Below are 16,127 nucleotides of genomic sequence, written 5' to 3' on the forward strand. Positions count from 1 at the left end.
TGGGACTAAGAATGCGCGCCCGAACCAGCCGGGCAACTCGACCATAGTAACGAGTGGTCTCGGGTGGGTCGTCACGGGGTCGATACCCTCGCGGGAACCAGCGAGGAGGTTACGGCGTGCGGGTGCTGGACGTGGCAGCGGTGGCGGCCTGGTCGGCGGCGTGTGTGCGCAGCCTGGACGTGCTGCGCCCGGCGATCAACGGCATCAACGTCTACCCCGTCGCGGACTCCGACACGGGCTCCAACCTCCTCCACACCCTGACCGGCGCCCGCGACGCTCTCACCGCCGCCCTCCGCGACCCGTCCGCAGGCGGCGACGCCGTGGGCGGCTCTTCGCCGCTGACGGGCGACGCCGGTGTGGATGCCGTTTCGCCGCTGGCAGGCGATGCCGCTCCGATCGCGGTTTCGCCGCTGACGGGCGACGCCGCGCAGTCTGCGGGTTCGCCGCCAGCAGGCGACACCGCCGCGGGTGGTGTTTCGCCGTTAGCGGGCGAAGCTGCCTTGAGGGATGTTTCGCCGCCGCCGGGCGACGCCGTTCCGAGCAGTGGTTCGCCGCCGCCGGGCGACGTCGTTGGGGATGGCGGTTCGCCGCTGGCGGGCGACGTGGCTGGGGATGGCGTTTCGCAGGTTGGCGCCGCTGCAGCCCTGCCTCGTGATGAGCAGTCGCCGTCCAGCGGCGACGCCCCTGCCCCGCCCTTCTCCGCGTCGTCGCCACCCAGCGGCAACACCCCCGCAACCGAGGCCGCCCTCGTCGACGTGGCCGCCGCCCTCGCGATCCTCGCCCGTGGCGCCGTGGCCGCGGCCCGGGGGAACTCCGGCGTGATCATCTCCCAGGTCGTCCGGGGGATCGCCGAATGGGCGGCCACCGGTGGTGAGCTGGACGGCGCCGGGCTGGCCGCCGCGCTGGGGCACGCCGACAAGGTCGCCACCGGTGCGGTCAGCCGCCCCGTCGCGGGGACGATGCTCACCGTCCTGCACTCGGTGGCCGGGGCCGTCCGCGGGGACACGCGACCGCTCGCCGACGTCGCCGAAACCGTCGCCGCCACCGCCGCCGCCGCGCTCGAAGAGACCCCCAAACAGCTGCCCGCCCTCGCGAAGGCCGGGGTCGTCGACGCCGGGGGACGCGGGCTGGTCGCCGTGCTCGACGCGCTCGCCGGCGTCGTCACCGGCAAAAACACCGCGCCCGAGCACGAGCTGGAGGTCGCCGTCTCCGCGCCTGTGGCCGAGCCTGCGCCGTATGCGTGGGAGGTCATGTACCTGCTCGACGGCGTCCACGAGGCTCAGCTCCCGGCGTTGCGCAAGGAGCTGAGCGGCTTCGGCGACAGCGTCACGGTCGCGGGTGACGGTTCGGGCAGCCACGCCGTCCACGTCCACTGCGCCGACATCGGCGCCGCCATCGAGGCCGGGCTCGACCTTGGCCGGCCACGCCGTATCCGCGTCGAACCGCTGCTCACGCCCACGCCGATCGAGCCCGGCGGTGGCCTGGACCGGTCCGTGGTGGCCGTCGTCCGCGGCGGCGGGCTGGCCGAGCTGCTGCGCGCGGAGGGCGTCGCCGTGCTGGCTGTCCCGGACGGCGAGACGCCGGGCGTCGAGGACATGATCGGGCTGTTCAACGAGGCTGCGGGACGGCACGTCACGGTGCTGCCCGGCAGCATCGACCTGACCGCCGCCGCCGACACCGCCGCCGGGCACGCGATGGCGGGGGACCGCGACGTCGTGGTGATCCCGTGCGCGTCGCCGGTGCAGGTGCTGGCCGCGCTCGCGGTGCACGACGGGGACCGTCGCGCCAACGACGACGTCGTCGCCATGGCCGAGGCCGCCGCCGCCACGAGGCGTGGCGAGCTGCGGATCGCCGACGAGGAGTCGCTAACCTGGGTGGGCCGGGCCCAGTCCGGTGACGTGATCGGACTGGTCGACGACGAGGTGGTGCTGATCGAACCGGCGCCCGCCTCGGAGACGAACCTGGTCGCGGCCGCGATGGGCGTGCTCAACCGGATGCTGACCCTCGGCGGCGAGCTGGTCACCGTCCTGGGCGGCGCGGACGCTCCGCCCGGGGTGGCCGCCGAGCTCGCCGAGCAGCTGCGGCTGGAACACCCCGAGGTGGAGTTGACGAGTTATGCCAGTGGCCAGGCCGATGCCGTGCTGCTGATGGGGGTGGAATAGGGATGGCCGGGCTACGCGACAAGCTCCCGCTGCTGCTGGGCGCGAAGACGGCGAAGGCGCTCTCCGGGGCGCTGGACATCGAGACCGTCTCGGACCTGCTGCGGCACTACCCGCGCCGGTACGCCGAGCGCGGCGAGCTCACCGACATCGCCGGCCTGGAGCTGGGCGAGCACGCGACCGTGCTGGCGCGCATCGAGAGGATCAGCAAGCGCCGCATGAAGTCGCGCAACGGCACCATTATCGACATGGTCATCACCGACGGCAAACGCCGCCTGGCCTGCGCGTTCTTCAACCAGGCGTGGCGCGAGAAGGAGCTTTCGCCGGGCAAGACGGGGCTGTTCGCAGGCAAGGTGACGGCGTTCCGCGACACGCTGCAGCTGGCGAACCCGGAGTACGAGCTGCTCGACGCCGAGCGCGAGGCCGAGGCCCTCGACAGCTTCCTCGCCGAGATCATCCCGGTGTACCCGGCGGCGCAGGGCATGCCGTCGTGGTCGATCGCCAAGTGCGTGCGCCAGGTGCTCGACGTGCTGGAGGTCGACGAGGACCCGATGCCCGAGGAACTGCTGAAGCGCCACGGCCTGCCCGGCCTGGAGCGGGCGCTGCGCGGCATCCACCGGCCCGAGGACTGGGCGCACCTGGAGAGTTCGCGGCATCGGCTGAAGTGGGACGAGGCCATGGCCGTTCAGCTGATTTTCGCGCAGCGGCGGCATTCCGCGGTGTCACGGCCGTCGAAGGCCAGCCCGCACACCGACGGCGGGCTGCTCGACGCGTTCGACAAGCGGCTTCCGTTCGAGCTCACCGCGGGCCAGCGCGCGATCGGCGAAGAGCTCGCCGCCGACCTGGCGACCGAGCACCCGATGAACCGCCTGCTGCAAGGCGAGGTCGGCTCCGGCAAGACCGTGGTCGCGCTGCGGGCGATGCTGCAGGTCGTCGATTCCGGACGGCAGTCCGCGCTGCTCGCGCCCACGGAGGTGCTGGCCGCCCAGCACGCGCGTTCGCTGCGCGAAATGCTCGGCGAGCTGGGCATGGCCGGCGAGCTGGGCGCGGCGGACAACGCCACGCGCGTCACGCTGCTCACCGGCTCGATGGGCGCGAAGGAGCGCAAGAAGTCGTTGCTGGAGACGGTCAGCGGCGAGGCGGGCATCATCGTCGGCACGCACGCGCTGATCCAGGACACCGTGCAGTTCGCCGACCTCGGCTTCGTGGTGGTCGACGAGCAGCACCGGTTCGGCGTCGAGCAGCGGGACGCGCTGCGTTCGCGCGGCGCCGACTCCACCAGCCCGCACGTGCTCGTCATGACGGCGACGCCGATTCCGCGCACGGTCGCGATGACCGTGTACGGCGACCTTGAGACGTCCGCGCTGCGCGAGATGCCCGTGGGCCGCTCGCCGATCAAGACCACCGTGGTGCCGGTCGCGGAGAAGCCCGCGTGGTTCGACCGCGTGTGGCAGCGCGTCAACGAGGAAGTCTCGAAGGGGCACCAGGCGTACGTCGTGTGTCCGCGCATCGGCGACGAGCCGCCGTCGGACAAGAGCGACAAGCGGCCGCCGCTCGCGGTGCTGGACGTCGCCCCGGATCTGGTGGGCGGGCCGTTGAAGGGCCTGCGCATCGCCGCGTTGCACGGCCGCATGCCGTCCGACGAAAAGGACGCCGTGATGCGCGCGTTCGGCGACGGCAAGGTGGACGTGCTCGTGGCGACGACCGTCGTCGAGGTCGGCGTGAACGTCCCCAACGCGACGGCCATGGTGATCCTGGACGCCGACCGGTTCGGCGTGAGCCAGCTGCACCAGCTGCGCGGACGCGTCGGCCGGGGGAGCGTGCCCGGCCTGTGCCTGCTGGTCACGGAGACGCTGGACGGCACCTCGACCCGCGAACGGCTGGCCGCGGTCGAATCGACCACGGACGGTTTCGAACTGTCGCGTTTGGACCTCGAGTTGCGCCGTGAGGGTGACATCCTCGGCGCGTCGCAGTCCGGCACACGGTCGAGCCTCAAGCTGCTTTCGCTGCTGCGCGACGAGGACGTGATCACGGAGGCGCGCGAGCAGTCGCAGGAGCTCGTGGTGCGCGACCCGTCGCTCTCGGGGTATCCGCGGCTGGCCCAGATGGTGTCGGACGTCGTGGACATGGACCGCGCGGAGTACTTGGAGAAGAGTTGACGCCGATCGTCCGCCTCGCCACGGTCGCCGACGCGGCGGACATCGCCGCCGTCCACGTCGCCTCCTGGCAGGCGGCTTACGACGGCCTGCTGCTGGCGGAGTTCCTCGCGGGCCTTTCGGTGCCGGCGCGCGAACGCTTCTGGGCGGGAACATTGTCCGCTGCTGATTCCCGCCAAACGGTGCTGGTCGCGTCAGTGGACGGCGCCGTCACGGGCTTCGCCGCCATCTGCCCCAGCCGCGACGAGGACGCGACCCCGGAAACCGGCGAGCTGACGTCGATCTACCTGCTGCCGGGACAGTGGGGCCGGGGTACGGGGCGGGCCTTGCACGAGCGTGTGGTGGCGGAACTGGCCGTCACTTTCACCACGGCCACCCTGTGGGTCCTCTCGACGAACACCCGCGCCCGCCTCTTCTACGAACGCGCCGGCTGGTCACCGGACGACCACACCAAGGTCGAAACGATCGCGAACGGGACTGTCACGCTTGACGAAGTCCGATATCGGTTGTCGCTGAGCGGCTGAACTCCCGGCTCCATTGCTGGTGCTGCGGATGCTGGTGCCGAGCTGACTTACGGTGGCTACGCCCGGACTGGGCGCCCGCGGGTCGGCTTCCCGGTGTCAGGCCGGGCGGGGCTGGTCGTCGGCGGAATTCGGCGAATCGGTTCCGGGATCGGCGAGGGCTCCGCGGTCGTTGCCGTCGTCGTCACCTCTACCGCCGCTGTCGCGAGGGTCGTCACCAGCACCAGCACCAGCACCAGCACCAGCACCAGCGGCGGTGTCGTCGTTCGGTGGCGAATCCGTGGCGAACACTCCCGCGCGGGCGGCGGCCGCGGCGGCCTCCGCGGCGATCCGGGCGTCGCGGGTGGTCACGGGCTCCCGCGAGATGAACAGGCGGTAGAAGATCGGCCCGCTCGCCGCGCGCAGGACCTCCGCTGGGTCGGTGCCGGTGGGGGCCTCACCGCGGGTGACAGCGCGCGTCACGATCACCGCGCAACGGCCGTGCCGGTCTTGGTAGAACGCGTGCAGAGCCTCGGCCGCGCGGGCCGAGTGGAAGGCCGCCAGCACCGACGCCGTCGGCAGTTCACGCAGGGCCGGGTCGGTGAAGTAGCGGACGACCTCCGCCAGCATCTCGTGCAGGTCGCCGGCGAGCGAGCCGGTGTCGGGCGCCGTCCACGCGTCCTCGACGCCCATCTGCAGCGCGGCGGCGACGAGCCCGTCCGTCGACTCCCAGCGGCGATACACCGTGGTCTTGTGCACGCCCGAACGTTCGGCGACGGCCTCCACGGTCAGGTTGACGAAGCCGCGCTCGGCGAGCAGGTCGAGCGTCGCGTGCAGCACGGCGACGCGGGTTCGCTCCGTGCGGCCACCCGGTCGGCGAGTCCCGGCTAATTCGGTTGCCAATTGCGACTCCCGTTGCGTTAGTGTGCTCACTATGCCAGACCTCGACTCAGTGACGCCCTTTTCGCCGAACGACGTGACTCCGATCGCGGACCTGATCGGCGACGCGCGCGTCGTGGCGATCGGCGAGAACAACCACCACATCCGCGAGTTCGGCGAGCTGCGCAACCAGCTCCTGCGGCACCTCGTGACGGAGCGCGGGTTCACCGTGCTGGGCTTCGAGTCGGGATTCGCCGAGGGACAGCTCGTCGACGGATGGCTGCGCGGTGGTCCCGGTGACGTTGCCGACATCGCCCGTGACGGCTTCACCTTCAGCCTCGGCGACTCGCCCGAGATGCACGAGATGCTCACCTGGCTGCGCGGGCACGGCGGGGTCCGTTACGCGGGCCTCGACGTCCCGAGTTCGGGAGGCTCGCCGGTCCCGGCGTTGCTCGCCGTGCGGCGGTATCTGGAAGAGATCGACCCGGACGTCCTCCCCCTGGTCGAGGCCGGTCTCACCGCTTCGAAGCCGTACGCGTCGGTAAGCAGCGCCGTCGCCCCTGGCCGTTACGCGGCAATGGCCGCGCCCGCGCGCGATGCGGCGACGGCGGCGCTGACCGTGCTCGTCTCGCACCTCCGTTCGCTGGCGCCGGTGTATCGGCAGCGCGGCGATGGGGACCCTCACGCGCAGGCCATCGCCGAGCACCACGCGGCCGGCGCGCTCCGCATCGACACCTACCTGCGCGAGCTGGCGGTAATGATGTCCGGCGCGGCGCCCGAGCTCGTGAGCTCTTCGCGTGACACGTACATGGCCTCGACCGTCCAGCTGCTACGGCGCCTCCATGGCGAGGGCGAGAAGATCATCGTGATGGTCCACAACGGACATTTGCAGCGCGTGCCGTTCGCGCCGATGCCGTCGATGCGCTTCCCCTCGGCGGGCACCCACCTGGCGGCAGAACTCGGCGACGACTACTTCGCCCTCGGCGTCACCGCCGGCGTGGGCACCACCACCGGCCTCACCCCGGACGACAGCAAGCGCCTCGGCTTCCGCGTCCACGAGGACGAGCTGCCGCCGCCCGCGGAAGGCAGCGTGGAAGCCGCGTTGGCCGAGCCAGGTTCCTGTCTTGTCGACCTGCGCGCCAATCGGGCCAAGGGCGTCACGGGGCCGTCGAGCATGCGGCACGCCCACCTGTTCACACCGCTTGACGTCGTGCAGGCCTTCGACGCGCTGGTCCACCTGCCGCGGATGTCCGTCAGCGGCAACGTCCCGTCCGCTTAGGAGCGTCAGTCGAGCGCGTCACCGGACAGCAGCGGCTCGAACTGCCGGTACGCGGTGAAGTCGCGAAAATGCCGGGCGTACAGGTCGGCGTCGCCGGTCAGGTCGTCCGCCAGCGTCCGCGCGACGTCCACCACCCGCTTGCACGTCCACGTGATCAGTTCGCCGTGCTCGTTGCGGTAGCTGCCCGTCTCGCCCTCCGCACGCCGGCGAACGGCCTCGCGTGCGGCGTCTTCATCGGCCGCGTGGATCAGCACGACGTCCTCGCGGTACAGCGGTTCGTGCGTCGGCGAATCGCTCGTCGCCTCGTAGAGGACAACGGCGATGTACGGCTCAGTCCTGCTCATTGCTCCCCCTCGCCAGGTTGCCGACCACTGTCCCCACGAGCCGTCGCGAGGGCAAACTGTTTCGGTCAAACACGGACCAGCCCATCGGGTGATGTCGAGTTGCCGCCCACGGGCGACCGGGATACGACGCAGTCATGCGGAATCGGACGGCGCGTGGTCTCTTGTCGGCGACAATGGCGTTTCTGCTGGTGGCGGGCGTGCAAACGCCGGCGCTGGCGGCCGGCGGCACCCAGGCCAACCCACCGAACTGGGGACTCGACCGGATCGACCAGCGGACCGGCCTCGACCAGAAGTACCACTACGAAACCGACGCCTCGGACGTCACCGTGTACGTGATCGACAGCGGTGTCGACGCGAAGCACCCGGACCTCCAAGGCCGGGTGGCGCCAGGCAAGGACTTTCTCACCAGCGGTGCCGACACCTCCGACACCAACGGCCACGGCACGCGCGTCGCCGGCATCATCGCCGGGAGCAGCTACGGCGTCGCCAAGGGCGCGCAGATCTTCCCGGTCCGCGTGCTCGACAAGGACGGCGGCGGCTCCACCGACAACATCATCGCGGGCATCACGTGGGTGACGCAGAACGCGCACCAGCCCGCGGTCGCCGTTCTCGGTATCGGCGGCGTGCCCAACGAGAAGCTCGACAACGCTGTCACCGGCCTCGCCGCCGTGATGCCCGTGGCGGTTCCCGCGGGGGAAGGCGGCGTGGACGCGAGCCAGATCTCGCCCGCGCATGTGCCGACCGCGTTGACTGTCGGCGCGAGCGACGTCCAGGACCAGGTGGCGAGTTTCTCCGACTTCGGCCAGCCCCTGGACCTGTACGCGCCGGGCGTCGACATCCCGGCGCCGCTCGCGGGCTCGTCGAATGTGGGCACTCTCTCCGGAACGTCGATGGCCGCGGGCTTCGTGGCGGGCGCCGCCGCCCTCTACCGGTCGCAGCACCCGGACGCCTCGCCGGCGGACGTTGCCACGGCCCTGGTGCAGGCGGCGACCCCGGACGTGCTCAAGAACGTGCCCACGGGAACGGCCAACCGGCTCCTCTGCACCCTGCCTGCCGCGAAGCCCTGACTGTTGCGGGGGAGCGGAACTCCCCGCATCATGCACCCAGGTCGGCGCGCATGATGTCCATCACCTGGACAACGGCTCCCGGACAGCGGGAAGAACCGGGTAACGTGCCTTCACTACCGATCCGAAACGGGAAGGACCGGGCATGTTCCGCAAGGTGCTGGTGGCCAACCGCGGCGAGATCGCCATCCGGGCGTTCCGCGCTGGCTACGAACTGGGAGCGGGCACGGTCGCCGTGTTCCCGCACGAGGACCGCAACTCGCTGCATCGGCTGAAGGCCGACGAGGCCTACGAGATCGGTGAGCCGGGTCACCCGGTGCGCGCCTACCTCTCGGTGAACGAGATCGTGGCGGCCGCCGAGAAGGCGGGCGCCGACGCCGTCTATCCGGGATACGGCTTCCTGTCGGAGAACCCCGACCTGGCCCGCGCCTGCGAAGAGGCGGGGATCACATTCGTCGGTCCCTCCGCCGACATCCTCGAGCTCACGGGGAACAAGGCCCGCGCCGTCAAGGCAGCGCGCGAGGCCGGCGTGCCGGTGCTGGGCTCGTCGGAGCCGTCGAGCGACATCGACGCCCTCGTGGCCGCGGCCGACGACCTGGGCTTCCCGCTGTTCGTGAAGGCCGTCGCGGGTGGTGGCGGCCGCGGCATGCGGCGGGTCCTGGAGCCGGCTCAGCTGCGCGAGTCCATCGAAGCCGCCGCGCGTGAGGCCGAGTCCGCGTTCGGCGACCCGACGGTGTTCCTGGAGAAGGCCGTCGTCGAACCGCGGCACATCGAGGTACAGATCCTCGCCGACGGCGTGGGCAACATCATCCACCTCTACGAGCGCGACTGCTCCGTCCAGCGCCGCCACCAGAAGGTGGTCGAGCTGGCGCCCGCGCCGAACCTCGATCCCGAGCTGCGGGCCCGGATCTGCGCCGACGCCGTCAAGTTCGCGCGCCAGATCGGCTACCGCAACGCCGGCACCGTCGAGTTCCTGCTCGACAAGCAGGGCAACCACGTCTTCATCGAGATGAACCCGCGGATCCAGGTCGAGCACACGGTCACCGAGGAGGTCACCGACGTCGACCTCGTGCAGTCCCAGCTGCGGATCGCCGCGGGCGAGACCCTCGACGACCTCGGCCTCTCGCAGGACAAGATCTACCTGCGCGGCGCCGCACTCCAGTGCCGGATCACCACGGAGGATCCGGCCAACGGCTTCCGCCCGGACACGGGCATGATCAGCGCCTACCGCTCGCCGGGCGGCTCCGGCATTCGGCTCGACGGCGGCACCGCCTTCTCCGGCACGGAAATCAGCGCCCACTTCGACTCGCTGCTGGTGAAGCTCACCTGCCGCGGCCGTGATTTCAAGACCGCCGTGGGCCGCGCCCGTCGCGCCGTCGCGGAGTTCCGTATCCGCGGTGTGGCGACGAACATCCCGTTCCTGCAGGCCGTCCTCGACGACCCGGACTTCCGCGAAGGCCACGTCACCACGTCGTTCATCGAGGAGCGCCCGCACCTGCTCACCGCGCGCCACTCCGCCGACCGCGGCACGCGCCTGCTCACCTACTTGGCCGACCAGACGGTGAACAAGCCACACGGCGAGCGCCCGCGTACCCCGGAGGCGGCGGCGAAGCTGCCGAAGATCCCGGCCGGCTTCAAGCCGGCCGACGGCTCCAAGCAGAAGCTCACCGAGCTGGGCCCGGTCGGCTTCGCGAGCTGGCTGCGCGAGTCGCCGCTGCTCGGCGTCACGGACACGACGTTCCGCGACGCGCACCAGTCGCTGCTCGCGACGCGGGTGCGGACGAAGGACCTGCTGGCCGTCGCGCCGGTGGTCGCCGCCACCGTGCCGCAGCTGCTTTCGCTGGAATGCTGGGGCGGCGCCACGTACGACGTCGCGCTGCGCTTCCTGGCCGAGGACCCGTGGGAGCGGCTGGCCCAGCTGCGCAAGGCCGTGCCGAACATCTGCCTGCAGATGCTGCTGCGCGGGCGCAACACCGTCGGCTACACGCCGTACCCGACCGAGGTGACGCATGCGTTCGTCGAGGAGGCGACCGCCACCGGCATCGACATCTTCCGCATCTTCGACGCGCTCAATGACGTCGAGCAGATGCGGCCGGCGATCGAGGCCGTCCGCGAGACCGGCACCGCCGTCGCCGAGGTCGCGCTCTGCTACACCTCTGACCTGTCCGACCCCGGCGAAAAGCTCTACACGCTCGACTACTACCTCAGGCTGGCTGAGCAGATCGTCGGCGCCGGCGCGCACATCCTGGCGATCAAGGACATGGCGGGACTGCTCCGCGCGCCCGCTGCGGCGAAGCTGGTGACCGTGCTGCGCAAGGAGTTCGACCTCCCGGTGCACATCCACACCCACGACACGGCGGGCGGCCAGCTGGCCACTTACCTCGCCGCGATCCAGGCGGGCGCGGACGCGGTGGACGGCGCCGTTTCGTCGATGGCGGGCACCACGTCGCAGCCCTCGCTCGGCTCGATCGTCGCGGCCACCGACCACTCCGACCACTCCACGGGACTCGACCTGCAGGCGATCGGGGACCTGGAGCCGTACTGGGAGAGCGTCCGCAAGATCTACGCGCCCTTCGAAGCCGGCCTCGCGTCGCCCACCGGTCGCGTGTACCACCACGAGATCCCGGGCGGGCAGCTGTCGAACCTGCGCACGCAGGCCATCGCGCTGGGCCTGGGCGACCGCTTCGAGGACATCGAGGCCATGTACGCCGCCGCGGACAAGATCCTGGGCCACCTGGTGAAGGTGACGCCCTCGTCCAAGGTGGTCGGCGACCTCGCGCTGCACCTCGTCGGCGCGGGCGTGTCACCCGAGGACTTCGAGGCGGAGCCGAACAAGTTCGACATCCCCGACTCCGTGATCGGCTTCCTGCGCGGCGAACTCGGCGACCCGCCGGGCGGCTGGCCGGAACCGTTCCGCACCAAGGCTCTTGAGGGCCGTTCGGCGGCCAAGCCGGTGGCGGAACTGTCCGAAGAGGACCGCAAGGAGCTGACGGACGACCGCCGCGGCGCGCTGAACCGGCTGCTGTTCCCGGGCCCCACGAAGGAGTTCCAGACCCACCGCGAGGCGTACGGTGACACAAGCGTGTTGCCCAGCAAGGACTTCTTCTACGGTCTGCGCCCCGGTGAGGAGTACGCGGTTGACCTGGAGCCGGGTGTCCGCCTGCTCATCGAGCTGGAGGCGATCGGTGAGGCCGACGAGCGCGGGATGCGCACGGTCATGTCGTCGCTGAACGGCCAGATCCGGCCGATCCAGATCCGGGACCGCTCCATAGCCTCGGACATCCCGGCCACGGAAAAGGCCGAGAAGGGGAACCCGAAGCAGATCGCCGCGCCGTTCGCCGGTGTGGTGACGCTGCAGGTGGCCGAGGGCGACGAGGTGGAGTCCGGTGCGACGGTGGCGACGATCGAGGCCATGAAGATGGAGGCTTCCATCACCGCTTCGACGGCGGGCAAGGTCGGGCGGCTGGCGATCACCTCCGTTCAGCAGGTCGAGGGCGGGGACCTCCTCATCGTGCTCGAGTAATCGGCCGCGGCGCCAGCTTTCAGTGTCGCGAACGGCCCTTTCGCTCCCCTGCGTAGCGAAAGGGCCGTTCGCGACGTTTTGGGCTCGTGCTCCGCGCCGTGCCCGCGCTAACGTCGGCCGCATGCTGATCAACGCGGTGCCGCAGTGGCAGGGCGCGATCGGTCCGAGAGCATCCGGGCTGGTCCACGGCTGCCTCGCGCTTTCCGAACTGGCCGGGCACGTGCTCGAACTGCCGGTGCGCCATGTCCGCCAGGACACGGCGACGTCCGGCGCGGTCGACGGCGTCGCCAACCGGGCCGTGCTCACCGGCCCGAACCGGGCGGCGCAGCTGGCCGCGCTGGAGGCGCCGGGCGGTCCGGTGCTGACCATCGGCGGCGACTGCGGCGTCGAGCTGATCCCGGTCGGGGTCGCGCGATTCCGTTACGGCGCAGGGCTGGGCGTCGCGTGGTTCGACGCGCACGCGGACCTGAACACGGCCGAGTCGTCGCCGTCCGGTGCCTTCCACGGGATGGTGCTGCGGTCGCTGCTCGGCGAGGGGGACGCGTCGTTCGCGGCCAGCCCCGCGCTGGAGCCCGGCCGGGTTGCGCTGTTCGGAGCGCGGGCATTCGACGCGGCCGAGGAGGACGCGGTCACCCGCGGGCTGGCCGTGCGGACCGAGGACGTCGCCGGGACGCTGCGCGCGAGCGGCGCGGATCGGGTGTACCTGCACCTGGACCTGGACGTCCTGGACCCGGCCGAGTTCGGCGGACTGAACTACCCGGAGCCGGGCGGGCTGACGATCACTGAGCTTGTCGAGGCGCTCGACGGACTGTCCGAAATGGACGTCGTCGGCGCGGGGATCACGGAGTGCGTCGGCACGGGCGCGGAACTGAACGTTCTCGAGCCCGTTGTCGCCGCAGTGGGGAGGTTGCTGATGCGGGCTTGAGCCCTCGGCGTGGAACGCCGGCTGTTCGTCCCGATGTCCTTGCAGGTAAACGACCACGCACGCGTGTGCGGCCCAAAGGAGGTGTGCCCGAGGCCGTGACGCGGATCGGTCGTCGCACGGCGGAAACCACGCCGGCCGGCTCGGATTCGGATCGGACTGTCAGCTGCCGCGTTCGGAGGAGATCGCGGCCAGCGCCGTGCGGACGGCGTCGACGGCTTCGGCCGGCCCGGCGTCGAGTTCGTGCGCTCGGGCGGCGAACTCCGCGGCCGCCTCGCGAAGCAATTCGGCACGGTTCGGCTGTTCGGCCGGACCCGTGACGACGGTTCCCTTCGCACGGCCCGTGGCGACTTGCCCACCGGCTTCGAGCTCGCGGTAGACGCGCGCGATGGTGCCGGAGGCGAGCCCGAGGTCACGGGCGAGCTGGCGGATCGGCGGCAGTCTGGCGCCGTGCGCGAGCGCGCCCGTCGTGATCGCGCGGACGATCTGGTCGTACACCTGGCGCCAGGGTGCGACGCCGTTGTCGGCGTCGACCACCACTCGCAGCGGCATCTATTTCGCCGCCGCGGCCGCGGGCAGCTTCCCCGGCGGGGCAGCGATCGCGCGGAACGCGATGACTGTCACCAAGAAGGCCGCGAGTGACGACAGATTGGTGGAGGTCCAGCCGGTCATGGCGCACATACCCGTGCCGAGGCCGATGGCGACGCGCGCGCTGCGGCAGCGCAGCGCCAGGTCGACGACGGAGTCACCTTCGGCCGGACGGCGGACGGCGAGCATGGCCACCAGCCAGGCCGCGGCGTTGGCGGCGACGGTGATGCCGAGCAGGGTCCACTGGCCGAGGATGGCCAGGTGCACCACGGCGGCGAGCGTGGCGACGAGGTTGACGACGAGCGCCCACACCGGGACGAAGTCGGTCATCCGACGGGTCGTCAGCGTGGCTTCGCGTCGTGGCGTGCGGGCCGGCCGCTGGGCGAACACTTCGGCGATCAGCGCGCCGAGCAGGAGGGTGACGACGATCGTGCCGCCGCCATTGGAGTCCTGCAGGTCGCCCGCGTGCGGCAGGAGGGGGAGGCCCACGAACAGCCACGGGTACCAGAACCGGCGGCGGCGCAGGTAACGCACGGCCATCGCGACCTGGTCCGGCGTCGCCTCGGGCAGGCCCCACTTGGCGAGCAGGCGCACGCCCTGCCGTTCACCCGGCCACAGCACGATCAGGATGACCAGGCCGAACAGACCGCAGACCAGTGCGACGGCCAGTGCGTTGTCGAGTTGCATGGTGGAACCTCCAGCCTTGTATCAAATGGATGGTACAAGGCTGCGGTGCGCTGTGCCGGGCGAGGCCGTCCGTTTCGCTGCCGCTGGAGGGCGACGCGCGGGTTCGTCCGTTCGTACGTACTTTTCGCGGCAGCCGGGGGAGATTTATCGGAAAGTGCGGGCCGCATCCCGTGAACTTGTCACGAACGCGACAAGAAATCGGTTTCTTCTGCGAGGGGTGACACGTTTGGGCTTGGTTTTTCGATGTGTCCGGTGTCACCCCTCGATGGCCGCGGGGTGTCCGGCCACGCCTTGGCGACGGCCGGGAACCGGGGCGGGCAAAGGAGCTGCGATGTCGGTGGAGCGCGGACTCGATCATCCTGTGCCGCCGTCGGCGCTGCCCCGGAAGCTGGCCGAGATCTTGCGCCCTGAACTCGCGAGTCTCTCTGAAGAGATCGTCGACGAGATCCAGGCGACGATCCCGGCGTATGCGCGGCCGCTCGACGGGCCGTACGGGAAGTCAATCCGGGCGGGCGTCGAGTACGCGATCACGCTGTTCGTCGCGCAGATCGCCGACCCGAGCGTGTCCAAGGAGCAGTCGCACGAGGTGCACCACCGGCTCGGGCAGAACGAGATGCGCGAGGGCCGCAGCCTGGACACGCTGCAGTCGGCGTACCGCGTCGGCGCGCGGGTGTCGTGGCGGCGGATCATGTGGGTCGGGCGGCGCAGTGGCCTTTCGTCGGCGGTGATGTCGCAGCTGGCGGACGCGATGCTGGCGTTCATGGACGAGCTCGCGTCGGTGGCCCTCGACGGTTACCTGGAGGCGAAGGCCCGGACGGCCGGCGCGCTGGAGACGTGGCGGCGAAAGCTGCTCGGCCTGCTGCTGGAGGTCCCGGCGGCCCCGGCGAAGGCCGTGGCGGAACTCGCGCAGCTGACCGGCTGGGCGGTGCCGGAGCTGGTGTCGCCGATCGCCGTCCGGCCGCTGCTCGAAGCCCATCCGCGCCGGCGCGTCACGCTGGACTCCGACGTGCTGGCCGAACTCGACGGCGTGGAGCCCCGCATCGTCGTCCCGGGACCGGTCGGCGGCGCGCGGCTGGCGACGTTGCAGGCGGCGCTGCCGGACCACTGCCTGGCCATCGGGCCGTGCGTGCCACTGGAGAGCCTCGCGGATTCGCTGCGCTGGGCCCGAGCCGCCTTGGTTCTCGCCGATCGGGGGCGAATCCCCAGCCAGCGCGTGATCCGCGCCGAGGAGCACTTGGCCGCGCTGCTCGTGAACTCCGATACCGCGCTGGTCACGCTGCTGCGTACCCGTCTGTTCGCCCCGCTCGCCGAAATGACGGACAAGCAGCAGGACCGTCTTCTCGAGACGCTGCGGGCATGGCTCGACAGCCAGGGCAACGTCGTCGAGATCGCCGAACGCCTCCAGGTTCACCCCCAGACGGTGCGCTACCGCATGCGCCAGCTGCAGGCGACGTTCGGCGACCGCCTGCGCGATCCGTCGGCTCGCTTCGAGCTGGAACTGGTGCTGCGCGGATGTGCCCCGGATCGTCCGCTGGCCGGCGAATCCTGGGTGGGCGGCATTCCCGTGGGCGAGCTGATGCCGTCGCCGCGCAGAAGCCCACAGTGGAGCGATCGCTGAACTCGGCTCCTGAGCTGCTAGGACCGGCAGTGGCCGCGGAATGGCGACGCTGGATCTTGTTCTGCGGAGCAGCGGGTTCGCGGAGGGTTTTCGATTCGCCGCGGTAAGGCGACGCCGCTGACCGGCGGCGGGGTTGGCGAGGGCGGGCCTCTTGGCCGGGGTGCGCTGGAAGGCTGACGGGCGCCGGGGCGGGGCCGTCGAGCGGAGAGGTCGCCGGGACTGGCGGGACTGGCGGGACTGGCGGGACTGGCGGGACTGGCGGGGCCGGTGAAGCCGGCGAGGCGATTTCGCGGCCTGTGGCGGTGCGGCCCGGGTGGGAACGGCGACGCTACTGGGGCTATTCGGCGGTGTGCTGAGGTCGGGGATCGGCGGGGCCGATGGGTCGGCTTGTGCCGGTGGGCCCTTGGC

11 protein-coding genes and 1 pseudogene are annotated in these 16,127 nt (G+C 71.1%); 8 read left to right on the forward strand and 4 right to left on the reverse strand.

What is annotated here, in order from left to right; translation table 11 throughout:
• The first annotated feature begins 116 nt into the window (after positions 1 to 116).
• The 3 genes from OG943_RS46505 to OG943_RS46515 are packed head-to-tail and all read left to right on the forward strand — an operon-like array spanning position 117 to position 4,839.
• On the forward strand, positions 117 to 2,162 hold the full coding sequence (locus OG943_RS46505; protein ID WP_328607251.1) for a DAK2 domain-containing protein: 2,046 nt from the start codon (positions 117 to 119) through the stop codon (positions 2,160 to 2,162).
• A gap of 2 nt (positions 2,163 to 2,164) precedes the next feature.
• Positions 2,165 to 4,318, forward strand: coding sequence for an ATP-dependent DNA helicase RecG (recG, locus tag OG943_RS46510; protein WP_328607252.1), 2,154 nt, complete (start codon positions 2,165 to 2,167; stop codon positions 4,316 to 4,318).
• Complete coding sequence (locus OG943_RS46515) at positions 4,315 to 4,839, forward strand: GNAT family N-acetyltransferase (RefSeq protein WP_328607253.1); 525 nt, start codon at positions 4,315 to 4,317, stop codon at positions 4,837 to 4,839. The genes recG and OG943_RS46515 overlap by 4 nt, the downstream gene beginning before the upstream one ends.
• Positions 4,840 to 5,121: 282 nt before the next feature.
• Here the strand turns inward: OG943_RS46515 and OG943_RS46520 are convergent.
• A pseudogene (locus OG943_RS46520) lies at positions 5,122 to 5,718 on the reverse strand (TetR/AcrR family transcriptional regulator); the annotation flags it as partial.
• 31 nt (positions 5,719 to 5,749) lie between these two features.
• Here OG943_RS46520 and OG943_RS46525 point away from each other — a divergent pair.
• On the forward strand, positions 5,750 to 6,973 hold the full coding sequence (locus OG943_RS46525; RefSeq protein ID WP_328607254.1) for an erythromycin esterase family protein: 1,224 nt from the start codon (positions 5,750 to 5,752) through the stop codon (positions 6,971 to 6,973).
• Positions 6,974 to 6,978: 5 nt separating this feature from the next.
• Here OG943_RS46525 and OG943_RS46530 read toward each other — a convergent pair whose 3' ends face one another.
• Positions 6,979 to 7,317, reverse strand: coding sequence for a DUF4288 domain-containing protein (locus OG943_RS46530; protein WP_328607255.1), 339 nt, complete (start codon positions 7,315 to 7,317; stop codon positions 6,979 to 6,981).
• A 173-nt stretch (positions 7,318 to 7,490) separates the two neighbouring features.
• On the opposite strand from OG943_RS46530, the gene OG943_RS46535 reads away from it, so the two are divergent.
• From OG943_RS46535 to OG943_RS46545, 3 genes are all read left to right on the forward strand, one after another.
• On the forward strand, positions 7,491 to 8,384 hold the full coding sequence (locus OG943_RS46535; protein WP_328607256.1) for a S8 family peptidase: 894 nt from the start codon (positions 7,491 to 7,493) through the stop codon (positions 8,382 to 8,384).
• A 142-nt stretch (positions 8,385 to 8,526) separates the two neighbouring features.
• Positions 8,527 to 11,904 carry a pyruvate carboxylase gene (locus OG943_RS46540; RefSeq protein ID WP_328607257.1) on the forward strand — a complete coding sequence of 1,126 codons (3,378 nt, stop codon included), beginning with the start codon at positions 8,527 to 8,529 and terminating at the stop codon, positions 11,902 to 11,904.
• Positions 11,905 to 12,025: 121 nt separating this feature from the next.
• Positions 12,026 to 12,829: an arginase family protein gene (locus OG943_RS46545; RefSeq protein WP_328607258.1), complete on the forward strand. Its 804-nt coding sequence runs from the start codon at positions 12,026 to 12,028 to the stop codon at positions 12,827 to 12,829.
• Between the two features lie 159 nt (positions 12,830 to 12,988).
• On the opposite strand, the gene OG943_RS46550 is transcribed toward OG943_RS46545, so the two are convergent.
• Together OG943_RS46550 and OG943_RS46555 are read right to left on the reverse strand one after the other, a co-directional pair.
• Entirely contained in the window at positions 12,989 to 13,378 is a 390-nt protein-coding gene (locus tag OG943_RS46550; protein WP_328607259.1) for a GntR family transcriptional regulator, read from the reverse strand.
• Entirely contained in the window at positions 13,379 to 14,101 is a 723-nt protein-coding gene (locus OG943_RS46555; protein WP_328607260.1) for a hypothetical protein, read from the reverse strand.
• A 331-nt stretch (positions 14,102 to 14,432) separates the two neighbouring features.
• On the opposite strand from OG943_RS46555, the gene OG943_RS46560 reads away from it, so the two are divergent.
• Complete coding sequence (locus OG943_RS46560) at positions 14,433 to 15,719, forward strand: helix-turn-helix domain-containing protein (RefSeq protein ID WP_328607261.1); 1,287 nt, start codon at positions 14,433 to 14,435, stop codon at positions 15,717 to 15,719.
• Positions 15,720 to 16,127 lie beyond the last annotated feature (408 nt).

This window comes from Amycolatopsis sp. NBC_00345, from assembly GCF_036116635.1.
In the GTDB taxonomy this organism is placed as follows: Bacteria; Actinomycetota; Actinomycetes; order Mycobacteriales; family Pseudonocardiaceae; genus Amycolatopsis.